Origin of the sequence: Paenibacillus sp. FSL K6-0276 (genome assembly GCF_037977235.1) — a bacterium.
Lineage (GTDB): Bacteria > Bacillota > Bacilli > Paenibacillales > Paenibacillaceae > Paenibacillus_AQ.
The window spans coordinates 5,894,403-5,913,969 of the sequence record NZ_CP150276.1 but is presented as its reverse complement, the minus strand read 5'-3'; the positions used below and the strand labels follow the sequence as shown (position 1 = coordinate 5,913,969).

Annotated in this window: 19 protein-coding genes, 1 pseudogene and 1 riboswitch; of the genes and pseudogenes, 13 read left to right on the top strand and 7 right to left on the bottom strand. The window is 43.7% G+C overall.

The window, feature by feature from the left end; translation table 11 throughout:
- Positions 1-44: 44 nt before the first annotated feature.
- Positions 45-515 carry a TetR/AcrR family transcriptional regulator gene (locus tag MHH52_RS27885; RefSeq protein WP_340005664.1) on the bottom strand — a complete coding sequence of 157 codons (471 nt, stop codon included), beginning with the start codon at positions 513-515 and terminating at the stop codon, positions 45-47.
- On the opposite strand from MHH52_RS27885, the gene MHH52_RS27880 reads away from it, so the two are divergent.
- The 3 genes from MHH52_RS27880 to MHH52_RS27870 all read left to right on the top strand — a co-directional run bounded on the left by MHH52_RS27880 (position 487) and on the right by MHH52_RS27870 (position 3,474).
- Entirely contained in the window at positions 487-1,008 is a 522-nt protein-coding gene (locus MHH52_RS27880; protein WP_340005662.1) for an SDR family oxidoreductase, read from the top strand. The two genes, MHH52_RS27885 and MHH52_RS27880, sit on opposite strands and share 29 nt — an antisense overlap.
- 174 nt (positions 1,009-1,182) lie before the next feature.
- Positions 1,183-1,962, top strand: a complete 780-nt coding sequence (locus MHH52_RS27875) for a helix-turn-helix domain-containing protein (RefSeq protein WP_340005660.1) — start codon at positions 1,183-1,185, stop codon at positions 1,960-1,962.
- A 96-nt stretch (positions 1,963-2,058) separates the two neighbouring features.
- Positions 2,059-3,474, top strand: coding sequence for a hypothetical protein (locus tag MHH52_RS27870; RefSeq protein ID WP_313638720.1), 1,416 nt, complete (start codon positions 2,059-2,061; stop codon positions 3,472-3,474).
- A 63-nt stretch (positions 3,475-3,537) separates the two neighbouring features.
- Here MHH52_RS27870 and MHH52_RS27865 read toward each other — a convergent pair whose 3' ends face one another.
- A complete protein-coding gene (locus MHH52_RS27865) occupies positions 3,538-5,028 on the bottom strand; it encodes a peptide MFS transporter (RefSeq protein ID WP_313638719.1) in 1,491 nt (496 codons plus the stop codon).
- Positions 5,029-5,334: 306 nt separating this feature from the next.
- Here MHH52_RS27865 and MHH52_RS27860 point away from each other — a divergent pair, with 306 nt between their 5' ends.
- From MHH52_RS27860 to MHH52_RS27840, 5 genes are all read left to right on the top strand, one after another.
- Positions 5,335-5,889, top strand: coding sequence for a TetR/AcrR family transcriptional regulator (locus tag MHH52_RS27860; protein ID WP_340005658.1), 555 nt, complete (start codon positions 5,335-5,337; stop codon positions 5,887-5,889).
- A gap of 372 nt (positions 5,890-6,261) precedes the next feature.
- The gene (locus MHH52_RS27855; RefSeq protein ID WP_313638717.1) at positions 6,262-6,618 is read left to right on the top strand and encodes a nucleotide excision repair endonuclease; all 357 of its coding nucleotides are present in this window, start codon (positions 6,262-6,264) and stop codon (positions 6,616-6,618) included.
- A 129-nt stretch (positions 6,619-6,747) separates the two neighbouring features.
- A complete protein-coding gene (locus MHH52_RS27850) occupies positions 6,748-7,410 on the top strand; it encodes a glycosyltransferase (RefSeq protein WP_340005656.1) in 663 nt (220 codons plus the stop codon).
- Positions 7,411-7,586: 176 nt separating this feature from the next.
- Complete coding sequence (locus MHH52_RS27845) at positions 7,587-8,309, top strand: hypothetical protein (protein WP_313638715.1); 723 nt, start codon at positions 7,587-7,589, stop codon at positions 8,307-8,309.
- 5 nt (positions 8,310-8,314) lie between these two features.
- Positions 8,315-9,577 carry a polysaccharide deacetylase family protein gene (locus MHH52_RS27840; RefSeq protein WP_340005655.1) on the top strand — a complete coding sequence of 421 codons (1,263 nt, stop codon included), beginning with the start codon at positions 8,315-8,317 and terminating at the stop codon, positions 9,575-9,577.
- Between the two features lie 23 nt (positions 9,578-9,600).
- On the opposite strand, the gene MHH52_RS27835 is transcribed toward MHH52_RS27840, so the two are convergent.
- Positions 9,601-10,662 (bottom strand): endonuclease/exonuclease/phosphatase family protein, encoded by a 1,062-nt coding sequence (locus MHH52_RS27835; RefSeq protein ID WP_340005654.1) that lies wholly within the window; start codon positions 10,660-10,662, stop codon positions 9,601-9,603.
- Between the two features lie 156 nt (positions 10,663-10,818).
- Between MHH52_RS27835 and rlmN the strand changes: the two genes are divergently transcribed.
- From rlmN to greA, 3 genes are all read left to right on the top strand, one after another.
- The gene (gene rlmN / locus MHH52_RS27830; protein WP_313638712.1) at positions 10,819-11,889 is read left to right on the top strand and encodes a 23S rRNA (adenine(2503)-C(2))-methyltransferase RlmN; all 1,071 of its coding nucleotides are present in this window, start codon (positions 10,819-10,821) and stop codon (positions 11,887-11,889) included.
- A gap of 78 nt (positions 11,890-11,967) precedes the next feature.
- The gene (locus tag MHH52_RS27825; protein WP_042192802.1) at positions 11,968-12,255 is read left to right on the top strand and encodes a DUF6509 family protein; all 288 of its coding nucleotides are present in this window, start codon (positions 11,968-11,970) and stop codon (positions 12,253-12,255) included.
- Between the two features lie 116 nt (positions 12,256-12,371).
- On the top strand, positions 12,372-12,851 hold the full coding sequence (greA, locus tag MHH52_RS27820) for a transcription elongation factor GreA (protein ID WP_340005652.1): 480 nt from the start codon (positions 12,372-12,374) through the stop codon (positions 12,849-12,851).
- A 189-nt stretch (positions 12,852-13,040) separates the two neighbouring features.
- On the opposite strand, the gene MHH52_RS27815 is transcribed toward greA, so the two are convergent.
- The 3 genes and pseudogenes from MHH52_RS27815 to MHH52_RS27805 all read right to left on the bottom strand — a co-directional run.
- A complete protein-coding gene (locus MHH52_RS27815) occupies positions 13,041-13,883 on the bottom strand; it encodes an aldo/keto reductase (protein ID WP_340005650.1) in 843 nt (280 codons plus the stop codon).
- 59 nt (positions 13,884-13,942) lie between these two features.
- A complete protein-coding gene (locus MHH52_RS27810; protein WP_340005648.1) occupies positions 13,943-15,151 on the bottom strand; it encodes an MFS transporter in 1,209 nt (402 codons plus the stop codon).
- Positions 15,152-15,406: 255 nt separating this feature from the next.
- A pseudogene (locus MHH52_RS27805) lies at positions 15,407-15,664 on the bottom strand (gfo/Idh/MocA family oxidoreductase); the annotation flags it as partial.
- A 314-nt stretch (positions 15,665-15,978) separates the two neighbouring features.
- A riboswitch (purine riboswitch) is annotated at positions 15,979-16,082 on the top strand.
- Positions 16,083-16,255: 173 nt separating this feature from the next.
- Here MHH52_RS27805 and MHH52_RS27800 point away from each other — a divergent pair.
- Both MHH52_RS27800 and MHH52_RS27795 read left to right on the top strand, forming a co-directional pair.
- Positions 16,256-16,870, top strand: coding sequence for a xanthine phosphoribosyltransferase (locus tag MHH52_RS27800; protein WP_340005646.1), 615 nt, complete (start codon positions 16,256-16,258; stop codon positions 16,868-16,870).
- Complete coding sequence (locus tag MHH52_RS27795; protein WP_340005644.1) at positions 16,864-18,183, top strand: nucleobase:cation symporter-2 family protein; 1,320 nt, start codon at positions 16,864-16,866, stop codon at positions 18,181-18,183. The genes MHH52_RS27800 and MHH52_RS27795 overlap by 7 nt, the downstream gene beginning before the upstream one ends.
- Before the next feature lie 218 nt (positions 18,184-18,401).
- Here MHH52_RS27795 and MHH52_RS27790 read toward each other — a convergent pair whose 3' ends face one another.
- Positions 18,402-19,538 carry a glycerate kinase gene (locus MHH52_RS27790; protein WP_340005642.1) on the bottom strand — a complete coding sequence of 379 codons (1,137 nt, stop codon included), beginning with the start codon at positions 19,536-19,538 and terminating at the stop codon, positions 18,402-18,404.
- Between the last annotated feature and the right edge of the window lie 29 nt (positions 19,539-19,567).

Genomic DNA, 19,567 nt, shown 5'->3' with positions numbered 1-19,567 from the left:
ATCAAAAAAGCGCCAGGTTCCCCTCATAAGGAAACTGGCGCTTTTTAGGCTTTTAAATGATCCAGAAAGATCTGTTTAAGAAGGGCAAGCTGCTTGTCGGAGTCTAAATCCGATTCTAGCAGGAGGATGTTCTTCTTCATCGTTAGTTTTCTGGAAAAGAGAGCAAAGCTGTTCATGAGCGTAATTAGGGTCTCTTTCACGGGAAGACCGGCACGAATAGAACCGTCTTCTACCCCGTTTTGGATGATCCTGGAGTACTCATGCCAAATCTTGCGGTTTAATGCATTGAAATCCAGAACATCCTCTACAGGCTCATTCAAGTGAGCGGCGTAGCTTTCAAAATTCACCATAAAGATAATACTTAGATGATTTTGATCCTGAATAAAGAAATCGAATAACATCTCGATCTTTTCAAGACAGGTTAATGGCAAGTCAGCCACGTACATAAAATAATCCAGCATAGGCTCTAGCATTCGGGTTGAAGATGTGATTAGCAAATTCGGAAAAATCGACATCCTGGTAAATAATGCAGGTATCTCGTTCCCAGTTCAATTGCTCGAATCCACTGTAGATCAATGGAACAAAGTAATGAACATCAACGTGAGCAGCGTATTCCTTGGCATGAAGCATGTTGTTCCTCAAATGAAGAACAATAAAGGTGGTTCCATCGTCAATATTTCCTCCATCGCAGGTTTGACTGGCAGCAGCGGTGCTGGTGCTTATACAGCTTCTAAAGGTGCAGTTCGTATGCTAAGTAAAGCAGCAGCTGTAGACTTTGGTAAAGATGACATTGTGAACTCTGTTCACCCAGGATTTATCGAAACCCCAATGAGTGCTGAATTTGTAAATAACGAAAAAATGCATAGCTTCTTTATGTCTCAGACCGCATTGCCACGTGTTGGACGTGCTTCTGAAGTAGCTGAAGCTGTATTGTTCTTGGCTTCCGATGAATCTTCTTACATTACAGGTGTTGAGCTGCCAGTTGATGGCGGAGTTGTAGTTAAATAATAAATTTCTAAATAGGCAACACTAAGAAAGCTGTCTCATGTGTAGATTCTATCTACGCGTGGGGCGGCTTTTTTTGCGTACTATGCATCTCGTTAAGCACTCAAGCAGCGCTTGATATACAAAATTAATAGTAATAGATACACTGAAATCATCATAAATGAGGAGGAGATTTCAATGTTCGATATGTTAAAGGTAGGCAAGAATATCGCTGATTTAAGAAAGCAGACAGGGATGACTCAGATGGGGCTTGCCGATCAACTAGGCATTAGTTATCAGGCGGTTAGTAATTGGGAACGAGGAGAGTCAATGCCGGATGTTTCTAAGCTTCCCCAGCTGGCCGAAATCTTTAATGTGAGCATTGATGCAATCCTTGAAAAGAGCAAATCGACACAGATAGTAGTAAATGTACTCGAAAATACCACAGAACAATTTTTAAATCAAAATGAACTCTCAGTAGCCGAAATTTCCGAAGTTGCGCCCATTCTTCTTACAGAACATGTGGACGGGGTATTCGAACATGTGAAGCATCCAGTATCGATACAAGATCTGCTATCCATCGCTCCATTTATCAGTGAAGAAGTACTAGATGAGTGCGCAAAAATCGCCTTTGAGCGAGAAGGAATTAACGCGTTGTTGTCTATTGCTCCGTTTATAAGCGATGAGATGCTGGACGATTGTGCAAGAAGCACCTTTGAACGAGAAGGAATTAACGCGTTGTTGTCTATCGCTCCGTTTATAAGTGATGAGATGCTGGACGATTGTGCAAGAAGCACCTTTGAACGAGAAGGAATTAACGCGTTGTTGTCTATCGCTCCGTTTATAAGTGACGAAGTACTAGATGAGTGTGCTAGAAGAGCTTTTGAACAAGAAGGGTTAAAAGCCCTCGTGTCTATCGCACCATTTATAAGCGACGAGGTGATGGATACATTAGCAAAAGCGTCTCTTTCTATATAAATCATAAATATTTTAGCGCCCATTTCTACCGAACATTAGCCTACACCCCTGCATAACATATAGCACTTGTAAGCAGGAGAAGGGTGTGGTTCAGAGATGGGCATCCAATTAACAGCGCTCCATTATGTATATCTGGCATTCATCGTGTTCATTATGGCACTTCTGATTAAGCGGCGGGATACAACGATGATCTGTATTGCAGGCATCTTTGTACTAGGCTGGCTCGCGACAGAAACGATTAGTGGTTCGGTCACAGGCGTATTCAACTCTTTTGTATATGCAACCAAGGAGCTAATGGGTACGATTATGATTATTTCGATCATTGTAGCCATGAGCCGAGTATTAACCCGTACCGGAATAAATGAGACGATGGTTGCCCCGCTTACCCGTTTTTTACGTACACCATTTATAGCCTTTTGGGGTATTGGCTTCATTATGATGGTGACATCATGGTTCTTCTGGCCTTCGCCCGCAGTGGCTTTGATCGGGGTTGTGCTGTTACCTGTTGCTATTCGCGTAGGATTGCCAGCTCTTGGAGCGGCGATGGCAATGAACCTGTTCGGTCACGGAATTGCGCTCTCAGGTGATTATATTATTCAAGGTGCACCCAAATTAACGGCAGATGCGGCAGGACTTCCGGTAAGCAGTGTCATGGAAGCGAGTATTCCGCTTGTTATAGTGATGGGCGTAGTCACTACAGTAACAGCTTATTGGATGATGCGACGAGATCAGAAAAACGGTACTTGGCGAGACGGACTTATTTCCGGGAAAAATGCCGCGAGTGCGCTAGCTGCAGAGAGTGATGCGGTAGAAGGTCAAGCGGTGATTCCTCCCACACTGAAGAAATGGCTGGCGATCGCTATCCCACTCCTGTTTCTAGCTGATGTGGCAGGCATGTTTTTGCTGGATTTACAGGGTGGAGACGCAACTGCCTTAGTTGGTGGGACTGCTGTATTTATCTTGGTTGTAGTAACATTGCTCGCACATCGTAATAAAGGACTGGAGCAAGTCACCTCATATTTGATCGATGGACTTACATTTGGCTTTAAAGTATTCGGTCCAGTGATTCCGATTGCTGCATTCTTCTATCTAGGTGATTCGGCCTTTGCTGAATTGTTTGGCAAAGTCTTACCTGCTGCATCGCAGGGTATAGTAAATGATCTGGGGGTTGCCCTAGCTCATAATGTGCCTCTGAATGGTGCTGTAGGTGCTGTGACTGCAACCATAACAGGAGCTATTACGGGCCTTGATGGTTCAGGGTTCTCGGGAATCTCACTTGCGGGGTCCATCGGAAAATTGTTCGCTGTTGCCACACATTCCGATGCAGCTACTTTAACTGCGCTCGGTCAGGTATCAGCCATTTGGGTTGGCGGGGGCACGTTGATCCCGTGGGCATTGATTCCAGCAGCAGCCATCTGCGGCGTAAGCCCGTTTGAGCTCGCTAGACGTAATGTTAAACCGGTATTGATTGGGCTGATAGTCACAACGATTGTCGCTATGTTTCTGGTGTAGGCCTAGCTTAGAATATAAACTCAAAAAAAAGGCTGCTGAGAGAATCTCAGCAGCCTTATATGTTTAACGTATACCCTTCATGAAATTCTGAATCTTAGAAGAGAAAAGGAAGAGAATTACCGCGAGCACAATGGCAACTCCACCGATGACTCCGAAGTACAGCATTTCGGTATCTGGGGTATAGAACTTCACAATCTGAGCATTAATAGCTTGCGCAGCAGCATTGGACAAGAACCACATGCTCATCATCTGAGCAGTAAAAGCGGCTGGCGCCAGTTTGGTCGTTGCCGAGAGGCCAACAGGTGACAAGCATAGTTCCCCAATCACGACGATAAAATAGCTAAGAACCAGCCATAATGGGTTCACAAGTGAATTGGCACCACCGAAGTAAGCCGGCACCAGGATTACTAGGAAGGACAGACCGGCAAATAATAAACCAAGCGAGAATTTTTGAGGAATCGTTGGTTGACGGTTACCGAGCTTTAACCAAATCCAAGCAAATATAGGTGCAAGGGCGATAATAAACAGCGGGTTAAGCGACTGGAACCAAGCAGGAGAAATGTGTAAGCCTGCAAAATCCAATTGGGTGCGCTTATCAGCAAAGCTAGCTAAAACCGTTGAAGTTTGTTCCTGAATCGCCCAGAACATAATCGACGCGATAAATAAAGGGATGTACGCGAGAATTCGGGATCGCTCGACAGCTGTTGTTTGGGGGCTACGGTACATCACAATAAAGTACATCGTAGGAATAAGTAGCCCTAACACTCCGACTATCTTAATGAATGTTTCAAAGGTGAGCACTCCAGTAAGAATGCCGACCGTAATTAATACCGCAAGCACAACTAGTCCAATGCCAATCCTAGTAAATAATTTCTTCTTCTGTTCGGCTGGAATCGGATTGCGTACAATCGTACCTGCCAGACCCAGGTTTTTGGTGCGAGTCACTACGTAAACAACTAATCCAATAAACATTCCGATTGCGGCAATCGAGAAGCCAAGATGGAAATCATTCATACCTACAGCGCCTACAATCAGTGGAGAGAGGAATCCGCCGAGGTTAATACCCATATAAAAAATGCTGAAAGCAGCGTCGCGGCGGTTATCTTGTTCGCTATAGATTTCGCCTACAATACTTGATACATTGGGCTTAAGAAGTCCGGTTCCAAGCACGATCATAATCATCGAAGCAAAGAATAGCGTGGCATTTCCCGGTATCGCCAGTAAAATATGCCCGAACATAATTAAAACGCCACCGTAAAAGACAGCCTTCGAAGTCCCGAAAATCCGATCCGCAAGCCATCCACCTATAATTCCAGACATATATACGAGTGATCCGTAGATAGACATAATCGAAAGGGCCATATCTTCTGGTAATCCGAGACCCCCTTTGCTTACTTCATAATACATGTAGTAAACTAGGATCGCTCTCATGCCATAATAGGAAAACCGCTCCCAAAATTCTGTGAAGAAGAGTGTGAATAGTCCTTTGGGATGTCCGAAAAATCCTGTTTGTGGAACACTATCTACAATTTTTTGCCTATCTGTTGCTGACATGAATCAAATCCTCCTAGATGCTAATTGCGCCAATCATGAAACTAACACTACCTTAATATTTATAATACCCTCATGAGGAAAATCACAACCCTTTGGCGAGAAGGTTCTGAATAATGTCATATTTTTTAGTAATATTTCCAGTTGGCATTATTAATTAACTTTTATTGTGTTTTCCACGCGAATGGATGTTGCTAGAATATTATTATTTGTTTTGAGTTGCATTATTTTAGGAGATGAGCATATACTCTTTTCAAAGAAAGTGATTGATCAATAACCTAATGAATTTGGTTACGTAAGGAGATTATCATGATAACAGAATCTAGTTCCGGTCGCAAGAAATCAGACGAATCGGTCTCGGTAAACCGCCGAGAGCAGATCTTGGAGGCAGCGGTTGTTGTGTTCGCCGAGAATGGCTACTACCGAGCTACAACAGCACAGGTTGCAGAAAAGGTAGGTATTTCTCAGCCTTATGTGTTTAAAGTGTTTAAGAACAAAGAAGAATTGTTTGTCGCCTCCTTGGAGCGTGCTTTTGAACGGATTGTTCGTACGTTTAAGGGAGTTGAGGCGTCAGCAGATCAAATGCTAAAGGAATCAATTAAGGTATACGAGTTGTTGATGGAAACGCACCCGAATGAGATGATTCTGCAAGTTCAGGGGTTAGGTATTCGCGATGAAGTCATTCGTCAAACGATGCAAAAGGGAATACGTGATATTACCAATCTTGTGCATGAGAAATTTGTAGCCGCTGGGATCGAGCAGCCTGAAGTAGAGGTAAGTACCTTTATGGCTAATGGTATGCTCTGCAATATTTCTATGGCACTTGGAATGCCAGAGTTGAAGCCGAAACATTGGAAAGAGTAGTAGAAATAAAGAGACGTTGTAACAACTAGGAGCCTCGGCTCTTAGATTTATGGACATTAGTTAGTGATTGATCAATAACAATAATAGGAGGAATGCTTTATGTTAAAAAGCGCTTGTGCTTGGTGCAACCGGGGGGACGGGGACTGTAATTATCACTGAATTGTTAAACCTGCAATATTCATCGGAAATATGACCGTTATGTGGGGCCAATTCCCACTACTACTTTTGAGCAAGGGATAACTGAGACTGTTCATGCTCTAATGAGCCGTCAGGCCAAGGCAGAATAAAGAACAAGGTTCATTGCGAAAGATAGAATAAAAGGCTAACTTATGATAATATTTACTCCTATATAGAAAGAGGACGTGAGCTAAAATGATCAACATAACCATTCCCAATGTGGATGTTAGTATTACTAAACAAGTTAACCCGCAGTTAAGCAATATTTATGGATTCACTGATTTTCACCTGATCCCAAGAGATTACGGCGGTATTTTTATGTTCTACAATGACCAAGATGAGTTGCTGTTCGTAGGTAAAGCGAGAAAGCTAAGACCAAGAATCAAGAAACATTTTGAAGACACCGTATCTGATATCAGAGAACATCGGGACGAGGTCACCAGAATTGATGTTTGCTTAATCGAAAGCCCTGTTCACAGAGAGATTTATGAAACGTATATCATCAATGAATTAAAATCTAAATACAATGTAGACAAAGTGATGTTTAGATAAACTTACAGAAGAGGCGCCGTCCAATGACGGTGCTTTTTTTGTGTTTTAAAAGAGGTCATGAATGAAATAAAAGCATCGGTACACACTATACAAGATGTTTAATAGATGCTTAAAAGGAGATAGGTCATAATGAAGCCTAAGTTTTTGATTGCGAAGCTAACTTTGTTGTTTATGTTTCTTGTTGTTAGTGTAATGCCCGTAACTGCTGATGCTGCATCCAAAGAGAAAAAGAGTTCACATAAGCAATGCTTAACTCCCTCCGTGATAGAGCTTAAAGATAACCTCAGAAAACTATGGAGCGACCATGTGATATGGACGAAAAACTACATAGTTAGCGCCTTTGCCAATTCCGAGGACAAAGAGAAAGTACTGGCAAGGTTGCTACAGAATCAGCAAGACATAGGGAATGTTTTTAAACCGTATTACGGTGAGGCAGTTGGAGATAAGCTAGCTCAATTATTGCGGGAGCATATTGTTATTGCCGGAAAAGTCGTTGCGGCTGTGCTTTCTAACAATCAAGCGGATTTGGAAAAATACAATAAAGAGTGGTATGCCAACGCTGACGACATTGCTAAGTTCCTTAGTGCACAGAATCCCAAATATTCGTATGAACAATTGAAAGAGATGCTTCATGAACATTTGGAGCTAATTACGGATGATGTGACAGCAAGGGTTAAAAAGGATTGGGATGCTGAAATCGTCGCTTTTGATAAAGGGCTGGAGCATATGATTATGTTTGGAGATATACTAACTGAGGGTATTGTTAAACAATTCCCTGATAAATTCAATTGAAACCAGAGCACCCGCAAGGGTGCTTTTTTCTTGTTATTGGCGAGAACTAGGTCTTTTGATCCAATTCAAAAAGTTAGATATAAAGGCTCACTTACAGACAAGACAAGTAAACTATAATAGACTCGTGGGCACTCGACATTTTTTGACATTTTTTTATAATTGAGGTGATAAGATCAATGATTTCTCCCTTTTTTAAAAAGAAAGATTCAGTGGATAAGCAGTCCAAACCGGGTATGGTTCAAAAGGTGCAATTATCAGAAGAGCAGGGCGAGGAAGTAGAGGACCAGATCGCTGGCGAGACTTTAGCAGGAGTGGTTACTACGGGTAAAGCTCAGCTTGATAAAAAATCACTCGATTTGATCTTCTCCGTGGAGCAGATCATTCAGGCCAGACAGCATGCGGAGACGAATATGAATGAACTTCAGGATCGGTTGACCCATTCCAGCAGTCATGTTGAACGTCTGAACCGGGACATGAAGAACCTCAATAAGGTTATTGAGGAAAGAGAGAAGAGCGTCCGAGAGCTCGAGCATAAATTGATTGAGAAGAATTTGAAAGTCGATCAAGTGCTGGAGGATTATCGGGAGCTTCAGACCACCCTCTCTTCAGAGATTGAAGAATTAAAAAGTACGATTGATCTAGAGCATCAAAAGTATGTAAGTCTGATCCAAAAGCATAACGAAGCTCATGCGGAAAAGCTCAAGAAGATGAATGATCTGGAAGAGAAGCTCGGGCGGATTGAAATTGAAAACGCTCATTTAAGACAGAAGTACGATACGATCCGCCAAGAAAAGGCATACCTCTCTGGTATGATCAGCGATTTTACCAATCGTATGACCGTCCCTTTTGGGAATGGCAACACGCTGACGGGACGAAATGATGGAAACGGAGATACATAGGATTCATGGCATCAATTGAATCGAGTACCATTCTAATGATTGAGTTACTGTCGCTTGAGCATAAGCAGGCCGATTATCAGATTGAGGTAGGGCTAACTCGTAATGTCGGGTATGAAAGATGCATGCTTACCATTGATGAATTTACATATGAACAACTAAATGCCCTGGGTCCCTTTTCCGGGGAAAGAATGAGATTGTCATTATATCCGAAATGGGATCCTTTTCGTAACAGTTATTACAGTACGCTGATCATAATGAACAAAGCCTTCAGCGAAACGCTGTATTTTGCCTGCTCTGAATATTATGTATCGCAACTCCTTCAATTAAAGCAACAGGACTATCCCCATGCTGAAGAGGAGAGGGTAGTTCAAACGATGCTTCCCTCAATAGAGCCAGTACGTAGGCAAAGCAGAAAGAAGAGCAACCGGATCGGAAAGGCTACACTGCAGTGTATCATGTTCACTTGTTTGGTACTTGTATTATCTCTTCGAATGGATGGACAACTCATGGACAGTGCAGAAGCGTTGAAAGATCCCGTACGTGGAAGTAGTTCTGAGCAAATTGAGCCAATCCTCTCTCTGCCGCTTGTCCCCGATGCTCAGACGGTGTTAATCAATAACCAGCAAGATGAACCTACGCCAGAACCCTCGGAGCCTCCTCAGGAACAGATAAAGACGTATGAAGAAATTGAATTAACCGAGAATAAATACGAATATAGCTTGCCGAAGGGTTACGTGGCTTTGTCATTTGATGATGGTCCGTCGAAGTATACGAAAGAAATCGTAGATATTCTAGTAGAACATGAGGTGGCAGCCACCTTTTTATTTGTTGGGAATAAGGTAGCTCATAATGTGGAAGCGGTTAAGTACGCGAGTGAGCATCGGATGTCGATTGGAAGTCATTCGTGGGATCATAGCAAGATGACCGACAATGGGGATGAGCAGAACCGAAATAATTTGGCGAAGGCAAATCAGGCGTTGGAACAAATCATTCAATCGCCAATAACTGTTTTTCGGCCTCCTTATGGTGCGATTAATAAAAAGTTAGCCGCCAAGGTGACGGAACAGCAGATGAAGGTTCTGTTATGGAATCGTGATTCTGAGGATTGGAAAGTTAAGAGCCCAGAAGATATCCTTCAATATGTTCATCATACTGATCCGTCCGGCGGAGTGTATCTCTTTCACGAAAAGAAGATTACCGTAGAGGCGTTGCCCGCTATCATTAAGTATTTTCAAGAGAAAGACATGAAATTCGTCATTTTTAAGTAGCATCAATGATCCAAGACTGGATCTTATTTGAGAATAAGAGTGGCTGTTACAGGGTTATGATCGCTGTGTTCAAAAGATAAGTCATGGCCCTGTAGTCCACTTATTGTGATATTTGGTGACACAAGAAAACCATCAATTACAGCCCGGAAATTCACACCTTCTGAATAGGCTACATCGAGTGTCCGGACGGACGGTACTTTAGCATCGACAGCCCACTGAAAGCCCTCAGGTTTAAAATCTTCAGGGAACTGCTGTAGCCATTCCGGCCAAGTTTGGGTGGTCTCGAAGGCTTCAGGGGTTGTACCCGGTAGGGAATGGTTCCAGTCTCCCCCTAAAATGAGGTAATTGCCTTTATCGTTCTCTTTTTGAATATAAGTCGATAGGTACTCTAATTGCTGCTTGCGAATCGTTCCACCTTGGTCAAAAGCTGATAAATGAAGATTGATCAGAATCAGTTCTTTTCCGCTATCGACGGGGAACCTGCTCTCCATAAAGGCACGGTCGAGATCAAGCTGTTGGCGAGGCCAGGCTTCTTTTCCCGGGAGATCATATCTAACATTACTTGTGCTGCCAAATTGGGATAAGGTTAATAAACCGCTGTACACCGAGCCCATCGGATCAAGTACAGGAATCGGTACCCAAGGTACCTTGTAGTTCGTCGCGAATACGTTGCTGTAATCAGAGAACTTATTCAATAAGTAGGAGACTTCATTTATACGGTTGCTACGGGAGGAGTCAACATCTACCTCTTGCAACATGAATAGGTTCGAGCCTGTAGATGTCATTAGGGAAGCTATGGCCTCAAGATTTGTCTTCGTTTGTCCCTCGCTGCTTGAGCGTGACTTCGTTCCACCATCCATAAAGAAATCCTGATCCTTATCCAGCCCGGCGTAACCAATATTAAAGGTGGTTATCGAAAAAGGCTCTCCCTGCTTCATCATTTGTTCCTGATTATGGTTTACCGTTAGCGGAGTTATCTCCTTTGGCTTATAATCGGTAATGGTAATATACAGTAAAAAACCACCAAGGATTAGAACGGCAGCTAGTAGGGTAAAGCCGATGATTTTTATTGTTGTTGAGCTCATTTGCTTCGATCTCTCCTCAGATGTAATTTCATAGAACTGACTTCTAATGGTGTAAACTTCGACGCAACGCTACAACTCCCCTTGTTTAAATAAAAAAAATTTGAGACAATGAGTAGTGATGGACTGAACTTTAATGTTTTGAAAAGAGGATAACGAATGAATATGGAATCCATTTATGGATTAACTTTTGATCAACTGGCGGCATGGCTGTTGGAACGAGGACATAAAAAATTTCGAGCAACGCAGGTCTGGGATTGGCTTTATCGGAAGCGGATTACAGAATTCTCAGAAATGCTCGATGTAAATAAAGATTGTGTAGAATTACTGGAGCAGCACTATGTGATCCATACGTTGGAAGAACATGTGAAGCAGGAGTCTGCGGATGGGACGATTAAGTTCCTATTCCGTTTGAAGGATGGCAACCTGATCGAGACGGTGCTTATGAGACAGAAATACGGTTTGTCCGTATGTGTCACTACTCAGGTTGGATGTAATATCGGCTGTAGCTTTTGCGCCAGCGGACTGTTAGCGAAGAGTCGTGATCTTTCCTGCGGTGAGATTGTGGAGCAGATTATGAAGGTCCAACAGCATCTGGATGCGGCAAACCTTGAACAAAAGGTTAGTCACGTTGTAGTCATGGGTATTGGCGAACCGTTCGACAACTTCAAGAACTTGCTCGATTTCTTATCGATTATTAAGGACCATAAGGGACTAGCGATCGCGGGTAGAGGGATTACTGTATCGACGAGTGGACTTGCTAACAAGATCGTTGAATTTGCCGATGCGAATACACAAGTGAACTTGGCAGTATCTCTTCACGCACCTAATAATGAGCTGCGGACGAAGATTATGAAGATTAACAAGGCGATTCCGATCGAGAAATTAATGGAGTCCATAGATTATTATTTGAAAAAAACAAATCGGAGAATTACGTTAGAATACATTCTGATGAAGGATGTTAATGACGGCAAGGAGCATGCGCTTGAGCTAACCGAGCTAATCGGTGATCGGCGTCAACTCGTCAATGTGAACTTGATTCCTTATAATCCAGTCGATGAGCACAGCCAATATCAAAGAACTGATCGGGAGACCGTGCGGGCCTTTTTTGATACCTTGAAGAAGCAGGGTGTTAGTGTAAGTACCCGTCTGGAGCATGGTGTGGATATTGATGCTGCATGTGGACAGTTGCGAAGCAAACAGATCAAGAAGTCTAAAGCTATGGCTTGATGGACGAGTCGACTCCTTCATGCAGCTTTTTGTGATACAATGACGTGGCAGGTATTAGGAAAAGAGGTTGATTGAGCAATGTTGACATTTACGAGCTACAACGTGGAGAATGTAAAGGATCCTTTTGGTATACTAACCGGTAAGCGGTATGAATTCGTGGTTCAACTGGACGTTCCAGAAGATGATGAATTGTATGTAGAGAACGGAGTATCCGCTAGAGCGATTATTAAAGTGGATGAAGATCAGGTCAGCATCGTGAGTTATGATCTGCAGGAGACCACAACAGGTCAGTTGCTTGATTTTGATATGGAAGAGGATGAGGAAGCAGCGCTGCTCCTTTTCTGTAAAGAGCATTTGCCAGAATAATGATGCAGCATTGACATCCTTGCCCAATGTTCAATTGTGGCAGGGATTTTTCTTTTCGCATGATTATGAAATATAGGTTAAAATACAATAAAGCATCCAAAATAGGAGTTGTAAACATGTCTAATGAAGAAGTGTTCTTGACCAAAGAAGGGTTGGCTAAATTAGAAGAAGAGCTGAAGGAACTGAAAGGCGTAGGGCGCAAGGAATTGGCAGCCCGGCTTAAATTGGCGATCAGCTATGGAGACTTGAAGGAAAATAGTGAGTACCATTCGGCCAAGGATGATCAATCGTTCATGGAGACTCGTATTATGATTCTGGAGAAAATGTTGACCAAAGCCCGGATCGTGGATGAGAGTAAGATGGATTTGTCGAAGGTTAGTATGGGCTGTATTGTAATCCTGAATGACATAGAGTACTCCGAGAAGATTGAATATAGAATTGTAGGGGCTGCTGAAGCTGATGTGCTAGATAATAAGATCTCCTATGAAAGCCCGTTAGGCAAGGAATTGCTGGGTAAAAAAGTCGGCGATATCGTTAGTGTAAATGCACCAATGGGTATCATCAAATATGAATTGCTTGAAATTAAAATGATGTAATGCCGCATTATAAAGAAGATCCCAACCCTATGATTGATAAGGGATGGGATCTTTTTACGTCAAAATATAAGAATTTATATGTTCCACGCCATTTACTATCCTTCTATTTCCCGCAGAAACGGATTCCGTTCCTAAAAGGACGGCAATGCCGTTTCTTCTTGTCATAGGTCATTGCTGTTACGTTGTTCCTTAGAAGTCGAAATTGTCTGGGTCTGGACCAACCCGTTGATCTTGATTCAGGGCGTTAATTAGAGTCATATCCTCTTCTGTTAACTGAAAATCAAACACAGCTACGTTTTCGATGATTCGGTGCTCTTTAGTGGACTTTGGAATGGTAATAATCCCACGTTGTAGGTCCCAACGGACAATCACTTGAGCTACGGATTTGCCGTATTTAGCTGCAATTTGTTTCAGTACAGGCTGACCCAACAATTGCCCTTGCATTAACGGAGACCAAGCTTCCAATTGGATTCCATGTTCTTTGCAGAAGCTAAGCAACTCTTGCTGACTCAAATAAGGATGGAGCTCAACTTGGTTAACCATCGGCTTAATTTCCGCATCCTTCATCACATCTTCAAGATGATGGATCTGGAAATTGCTGACCCCGATCGCTTTTACGCGCCCCTCTTTATACAATGTTTCAAGCGCTCTCCAAGTCTCTTTATATTTTCCTTTTACCGGCCAGTGGATAAGATATAGATCAAGGTATTCAAGTCCAAGCTTAGCTAGGCTAGTCTCATAGGCGGCAATGGTTTCTTCATAGCCCATATCTGCAGTCCAGACCTTTGAAGTTACGAAGAGATCTTCTCTGGACAGGTTGTTCTCCTGCAAAGCTTCTTTGATCGCTTGACCTACGCCAGTCTCATTCTCATAAATCGCTGCTGTGTCGATGCTGCGGTAGCCATGTGCAATTGCGGATTTAATCGCTTGTACCAGCTCTGCGCCTTCTTCGACTTTAAATACTCCGAGTCCGAGCCAAGGCATGTTTACCCCGTTGTGCAATGTAGTTGTATCCTGTAGATGTTGAGCCATAATAAAATTAACCTCCTAAGATATTTAAAAGTTTATTTGGGTTGTTATTGGAAAGCTTATTAAGCAGCTTCAGACTGGAGAAGGGTCTCATCTTTCTTCTCCAGCGCACGACTCCAGGCTGTTAGGAATACCGCGGATAGAACCATTATTGCACCCACCCAAGTGGTATGAATTAGTCCCATATGATCCGTCACGATACCGCCAAGATAGGCCCCGATGGCAATACCAGCGTTAAAAGCAGCAATATTCAGCGCAGATGCTACGTCTCTCGCACTTGGAGCATATCGATCAGCAAGTGTAACTACATGTACTTGCAGTCCGGGTACGTTCATGAAGGCTAACAGACCCATAAAGAAGATCGTGAGTAGTGCAGCCACTTTATAGGGAGCGGTAAAGGTTAAGACGAACAGTACAACAGCTTGTACAGCAAACATGTAGAATAGGGCATTCATAGGTTTACGGTTGGCTGCTTTACCTCCAATGACGTTGCCGATAGCAATCGCTATGCCATAAACAAGAAGGATGACCGCAACGGTGTTCTCTTTGAAACCGCTGATTTCATGAAGAAGCGGCGATAAATAAGTAAAGACTACAAATGTGCCTCCATATCCTAAAGCAGTGATTGCGAAGGCCAGCAGCAATCGTCCGTTCGTCACGAGTTTAACTTGCTCACGAAGCGACGTTCGGGTTCCTTTCCGCAGCCCTGTGGCAGGGACCAAGAACAGATTACCGATGAGCGCTATAAGCCCGATGGCAATAATGGCGATGAATGCAGCTCGCCAGCCTAGCTGTTGTCCTAGAAAAGTACCCAGTGGGACGCCAGTAACAGTAGCTACGGTTAGCCCTGTGAACATGATCGCAATAGCACTGGCCTTACGATCCTCGTGTACGAGGTCGGCGGCAATGGTCGAGGCAATCGACATGAACAGGCCATGCGATAGGGCGGATATTACTCTAGCTATTAGCAGAACTATAATTCCGTCCGCAGCCGCGGCAAGACTATTGCCGAGGATAAAAACAATCATAATGATTAGCAATAATGTTTTACGCGATATCGCCGTGGTCAGGGACGTTAAGATCGGGGCGCCAAAAGTTACCCCTAAAGCGTATAAAGTAACTGTTAATCCTGCGGTGGTCAGCGGTATATGCAGGTCATCAGCGATTAAAGGCAGCAGCCCTACACTGATAAACTCGGTGGTTCCGATCGCAAAGGCGCTAATGGCTAAAGCCAAGAGTGCCAGGGTGCTTCTTTTTTGATCTAGCAACATGTCTTTCACTCCTACACTCTGTTAATCACCGGCCGGTAAGTGCAATTATGAAGGCATGTGTCACTTAAGTATAGTACGTACTTTAAAGTGCTATAGGTACTAAAAAGTACCTATGAGATATCGCCTAAGGATATTGTCATCCGTTTCAAAAATATTATCCGCGACAAAAAAAGCGTTGGGCCTCCTTGGTTTCAAGGGGCTGCCAACGCTTTAGATGATGCTCGATCTATAGTTTTCAGTTTATGATTCGAAGCTGCGTCCGATCTTACCTTCATCAATGATTTGCCGCAGCTTTTTGTGCAAGGGTATATGGTAGATGGTCATAGCTTCGGCGACGATTAGGTCTTTACGTTTGGCAAGCTCGGCGATTTCCTGAAGTTCTGCAAGCTTTCTATGATGTATTCATAGTGATTGCTATGTGGTGTGGAGATGTAGACCAATTTCTTTCAGAGCAGCAGCGAATTCGGCAGCTATTTTTCCTGGGCCTATGATTGCCCACTTTAGATTGTTCATATTTAGCACCTCGCCTGTTAGTTTGTTTGCTATATATTGCACAGGAATATTGGACCGAACGTTGAGCATTGAGACGGCGCAGAAGATATTGGAGCAGTAACTACTAAATGTAAACAATTGTATTTCATGAATATAGCCTGAAAATGGTATGAAAAATGATTAAAATTTTGCTTGTAAGCACCAGACAGAGCGTGTAAGATATACAAGGTATTCATACCGAACATTTATAAAAATATAAGAAAGTATAAGTTTCACATTATACATTATCCTTATATTTCTCGCATAAACGCTTACCGTCCTTATAAGGACGCCGAAGGCATTTATGCTTGTCAACTCATATAATCTTGGGGATATGGCCCATAAGTTTCTACCGGATAACCATCGTAATTATCCGACTATGAGTGAAATAGCGCATCTAGGGTTCCGCTTCCTGACTATGGAGGGAAGGCCTGGACCGAGCGATGCGGACACTACACAGTGTTACACCACTAAGGGACAAAAGCCCAGAAGGACAGATTCACTTGAGAGAAACGACTCAAGGGATTTGTCCTTTTTTTGTTTTTTTAATGAAGAAGGAGAGATCAGTTCACGATGAAGGTACTTCAAGAGCGCATTAGACAAGAGGGTCTTATTTTATCAGATACGGTACTGAAGGTAGATTCATTTCTGAATCATCAGGTCGATACGGAGCTTGCGCTGCAAATCGGTCAGGAGTTCAAAAAGTTGTTCGGTCATCAGCCGATCACGAAAGTGATTACTATTGAAGCTAGTGGGATTCAGTTCGCTATGGCTACTGCAATTGCATTAGGTGTACCGTTTATTTACGCGAAGAAAAAGAAAGCAGTAACCCTCTCGGAGGCGGTTTACTCAGCGCCTGTACATTCCTTTACACGCCAAGAGGATTATTTGGTCAGTGTCTCTCAGAAATATCTTGGACCAGATGACAATGTGCTCATTGTGGATGATTTCCTTGCTACTGGTGCTGCTCTTGTGGGGCTGGTTGATATCGTGAAAGAGTCGGGAGCAGAGCTCCTAGGCGTCGGTTGTGTCATTGAAAAGAGCTTCCAAGAAGGTCGGAGCCTTCTGGAGAACAGAGGCATAGAAGTACATGCCTTGGCCCGTATTGCATCTATGTCACCAGGTGAAATTCACTTCATTGATAATGAAAGCTCATTAGAGAAAATCAAGGAGAGTGCGGGATGTTAAGCAAGCAAAAGGTATTTACGTTAGGTCTTCAGCATGTACTAGCTATGTATGCAGGAGCAGTTATCGTACCGCTGATTGTTGGGGGCGCCTTGAAGTTGAATGGGACTCAAATGGCCTACCTCATCGCAGCCGATTTGTTCACTTGCGGATTGGCTACACTGCTGCAAATTATGGGCACCAAGTATTTTGGTAGCAGGCTCCCAGTTATTCTTGGATGTACCTTTACAGCGGTTGGTCCGATTATCGCGATTGCCTCGACACATAATCTGGCGACTGCGTACGGTGCGATCATTATTTCCGGTTTGTTCGTTGTTCTTGCAGCCCCACTTTATGGGAAGCTGCTGAAATTCTTCCCGACCATTGTAACGGGTTCTGTCGTGACTATTATCGGGCTATCACTTATTCCAGTAGCTATGAATAATGTTGCTGGCGGAGAAGGCAGCGCTGATTTTGGACACCCCCGCAATTTGCTGCTTGCACTGATTACACTACTTGTCATTCTAGCGGTTAACCGTTTCGCCACAGGATTTCTACGCTCCATATCTGTTCTGGTCGGCTTAGTGGTGGGTACTGCAATTGCTTATGGAATGGGTATCGTTAACTTTTCCACGGTAGGTGACGCTTCTTGGGTAAGCATCGCACAGCCGTTCTACTTCGGATGGCCTGAGTTCAGTCTTACCGCAATCTTTACTATGATTATCGTTAATATTGTTAGTATGGTGGAGTCTACTGGGGTTTATTTTGCTGTAGGTAAAGTAATTGATCAGAAAGTTGAACAGAAGCAGATCGTAAACGGACTGCGTTCCGAGGGAGTAGCGATTATGCTGGGCGGAATTTTTAATGCCTTCCCATACACTGCTTTTTCTCAAAATGTGGGTTTGATTTCGCTGTCTCGCATTAAGACTCGTAATGTTATTTTTGCCGCTGGCGGGATCATGATTGTACTAGGACTACTGCCAAAGCTGGCTGCCTTGTCGACGATTGTACCGAATGCCGTACTTGGTGGAGCCATGATTGTCATGTTCGGATCGGTTGCCGTTTCCGGAATCTCCATTCTATCCGATGTAGATCTGCGTAAGGATGGTAATCTACTGATTGCTGCATGCAGTATCGCTGTGGGCTTAGGTTCAGCAACACTTCCTGCAATGTTCGCAGAGCTGCCTGAATTTGCTCGGATGCTGCTACAGAACGGTATCGTATCCGGTTCGCTTACAGCGATTGTGCTGAACATTTTCCTCTCCAAGACAAAGGATGATGTGCAGGTAGAGGATAACACCGTACCTGTTCTTGCTAAGGAATCTCAAGTCTCCTAAACTTATTTGATTCATGATAAAAGACCAAGCCTGGGTGAAGTATAAACCTAGGTTACCTGCAAAAACGAAATAAAAGATCTGACTCTGCTTCATGGCACGGGTCAGATCTTTTTTTAAAATATAATGATTTATATGTTCCACGCTTTAAATTATCCTTATATTTCCCGCATAACCGCTTACCGTCCTTATAAGGACCCCGAAGGCGTTTTTGCTTGTAATTAACGTTTACTATATTTGATTAATGTACCTACATTGCGCGCGGTGCGCTCCATGTTGAAGGAAGCATTATTGAGCGCTTTATCTAGCGTACATACCCCAGGCACGATGGAGAAGAACATATCGATACCATGCTCGTACACGGCTTCTACGCCATTACCGAGGGAGCCTGCCAAGGCAATAACAGGTACACCAGCGGCTTGTGCTACTTTGGCAACACCAATCGGTGTCTTGCCATAGACGGTTTGGCTATCCATACCACCTTCGCCTGTGATGACATAATCCGCATCTTTCACTTTATCCGCAAGATTCATGGCATCGACGACGATGTTTACGCCTCGCTTCAACTTGGCTCCTAGGAAGGCCATCACGCCAGCACCTAGTCCACCTGCTGCACCCGCACCTGCTGTATCATTCACTTCTTTACCGAGATCGCGCTCAATGATGTTTGCGAAATGTGTAAGATTTGCATCCAATTGCTTCACCATGTCGGGTGTTGCACCCTTTTGCGGGCCAAAGATGGCGGATGCTCCACGCTCCCCAGTTAACGGATTGTCCACGTCACATGCGGCTACCACTTGGAGACCTTGAAGTCTCGGATCTACATGAGCACTATCAATACGAGTAACTTCACTAAGCGATCCTCCACCGTATCCAATCTCCGTTCCATCTTCTCGTAAGAAGCGGAATCCAAGCGCTTGCGCCATGCCTACACCGCCATCGTTCGTCGCACTGCCACCCAGACCCATAATAATGGAACGTACGCCTGCATTCAGCGCATGAACGATGAGCTCTCCTGTACCTTTTGTCGTGGTGATCAACGGATTACGCTCTTCCTTCGGTACAAGTCCAAGTCCAGAAGCAGCTGCCATTTCGATAATCGCGGTCTTTCCATCTCCCATAATGCCATAAAATGCATTCACAGGGTGACCGAGCGGCCCTGTTACGTCACATTGTACAATTCGTCCTCCTGTCGCATCGACGAGCGATTGAACCGTACCTTCGCCGCCATCTGCCATCGGAACTTTAATATATTCTGCATCGGGAAAAGAGGAACGAAGTCCTCGTTCTATGGCCTCACAGGCTTCCATTGCTGTCATACTTTCTTTAAATGAATCTGGCGCCAATACAAACTTCATGCTCTCCACTTCCTTTTGTGTTGTTCGTG

What these genes read in the sequence shown, in the direction of transcription:
- greA (WP_340005652.1), top strand. Translation starts at nt 12,372, where the DNA reads ATGTCTAATGAAGAAGTGTTCTTGACCAAAGAAGGGTTGGCTAAATTA.
- MHH52_RS27815 (WP_340005650.1), bottom strand. Translation starts at nt 13,883, where the DNA reads ATGGCTCAACATCTACAGGATACAACTACATTGCACAACGGGGTAAAC.
- MHH52_RS27870 (WP_313638720.1), top strand. Translation starts at nt 2,059, where the DNA reads ATGGGCATCCAATTAACAGCGCTCCATTATGTATATCTGGCATTCATC.
- MHH52_RS27790 (WP_340005642.1), bottom strand. Translation starts at nt 19,538, where the DNA reads ATGAAGTTTGTATTGGCGCCAGATTCATTTAAAGAAAGTATGACAGCA.
- MHH52_RS27860 (WP_340005658.1), top strand. Translation starts at nt 5,335, where the DNA reads ATGATAACAGAATCTAGTTCCGGTCGCAAGAAATCAGACGAATCGGTC.
- MHH52_RS27800 (WP_340005646.1), top strand. Translation starts at nt 16,256, where the DNA reads ATGAAGGTACTTCAAGAGCGCATTAGACAAGAGGGTCTTATTTTATCA.
- rlmN (WP_313638712.1), top strand. Translation starts at nt 10,819, where the DNA reads ATGAATATGGAATCCATTTATGGATTAACTTTTGATCAACTGGCGGCA.
- MHH52_RS27840 (WP_340005655.1), top strand. Translation starts at nt 8,315, where the DNA reads ATGGCATCAATTGAATCGAGTACCATTCTAATGATTGAGTTACTGTCG.
- MHH52_RS27845 (WP_313638715.1), top strand. Translation starts at nt 7,587, where the DNA reads ATGATTTCTCCCTTTTTTAAAAAGAAAGATTCAGTGGATAAGCAGTCC.
- MHH52_RS27835 (WP_340005654.1), bottom strand. Translation starts at nt 10,662, where the DNA reads ATGAGCTCAACAACAATAAAAATCATCGGCTTTACCCTACTAGCTGCC.
- MHH52_RS27855 (WP_313638717.1), top strand. Translation starts at nt 6,262, where the DNA reads ATGATCAACATAACCATTCCCAATGTGGATGTTAGTATTACTAAACAA.
- MHH52_RS27865 (WP_313638719.1), bottom strand. Translation starts at nt 5,028, where the DNA reads ATGTCAGCAACAGATAGGCAAAAAATTGTAGATAGTGTTCCACAAACA.
- MHH52_RS27810 (WP_340005648.1), bottom strand. Translation starts at nt 15,151, where the DNA reads ATGTTGCTAGATCAAAAAAGAAGCACCCTGGCACTCTTGGCTTTAGCC.
- MHH52_RS27825 (WP_042192802.1), top strand. Translation starts at nt 11,968, where the DNA reads ATGTTGACATTTACGAGCTACAACGTGGAGAATGTAAAGGATCCTTTT.
- MHH52_RS27850 (WP_340005656.1), top strand. Translation starts at nt 6,748, where the DNA reads ATGAAGCCTAAGTTTTTGATTGCGAAGCTAACTTTGTTGTTTATGTTT.
- MHH52_RS27885 (WP_340005664.1), bottom strand. Translation starts at nt 515, where the DNA reads ATGTCGATTTTTCCGAATTTGCTAATCACATCTTCAACCCGAATGCTA.
- MHH52_RS27875 (WP_340005660.1), top strand. Translation starts at nt 1,183, where the DNA reads ATGTTCGATATGTTAAAGGTAGGCAAGAATATCGCTGATTTAAGAAAG.
- MHH52_RS27795 (WP_340005644.1), top strand. Translation starts at nt 16,864, where the DNA reads ATGTTAAGCAAGCAAAAGGTATTTACGTTAGGTCTTCAGCATGTACTA.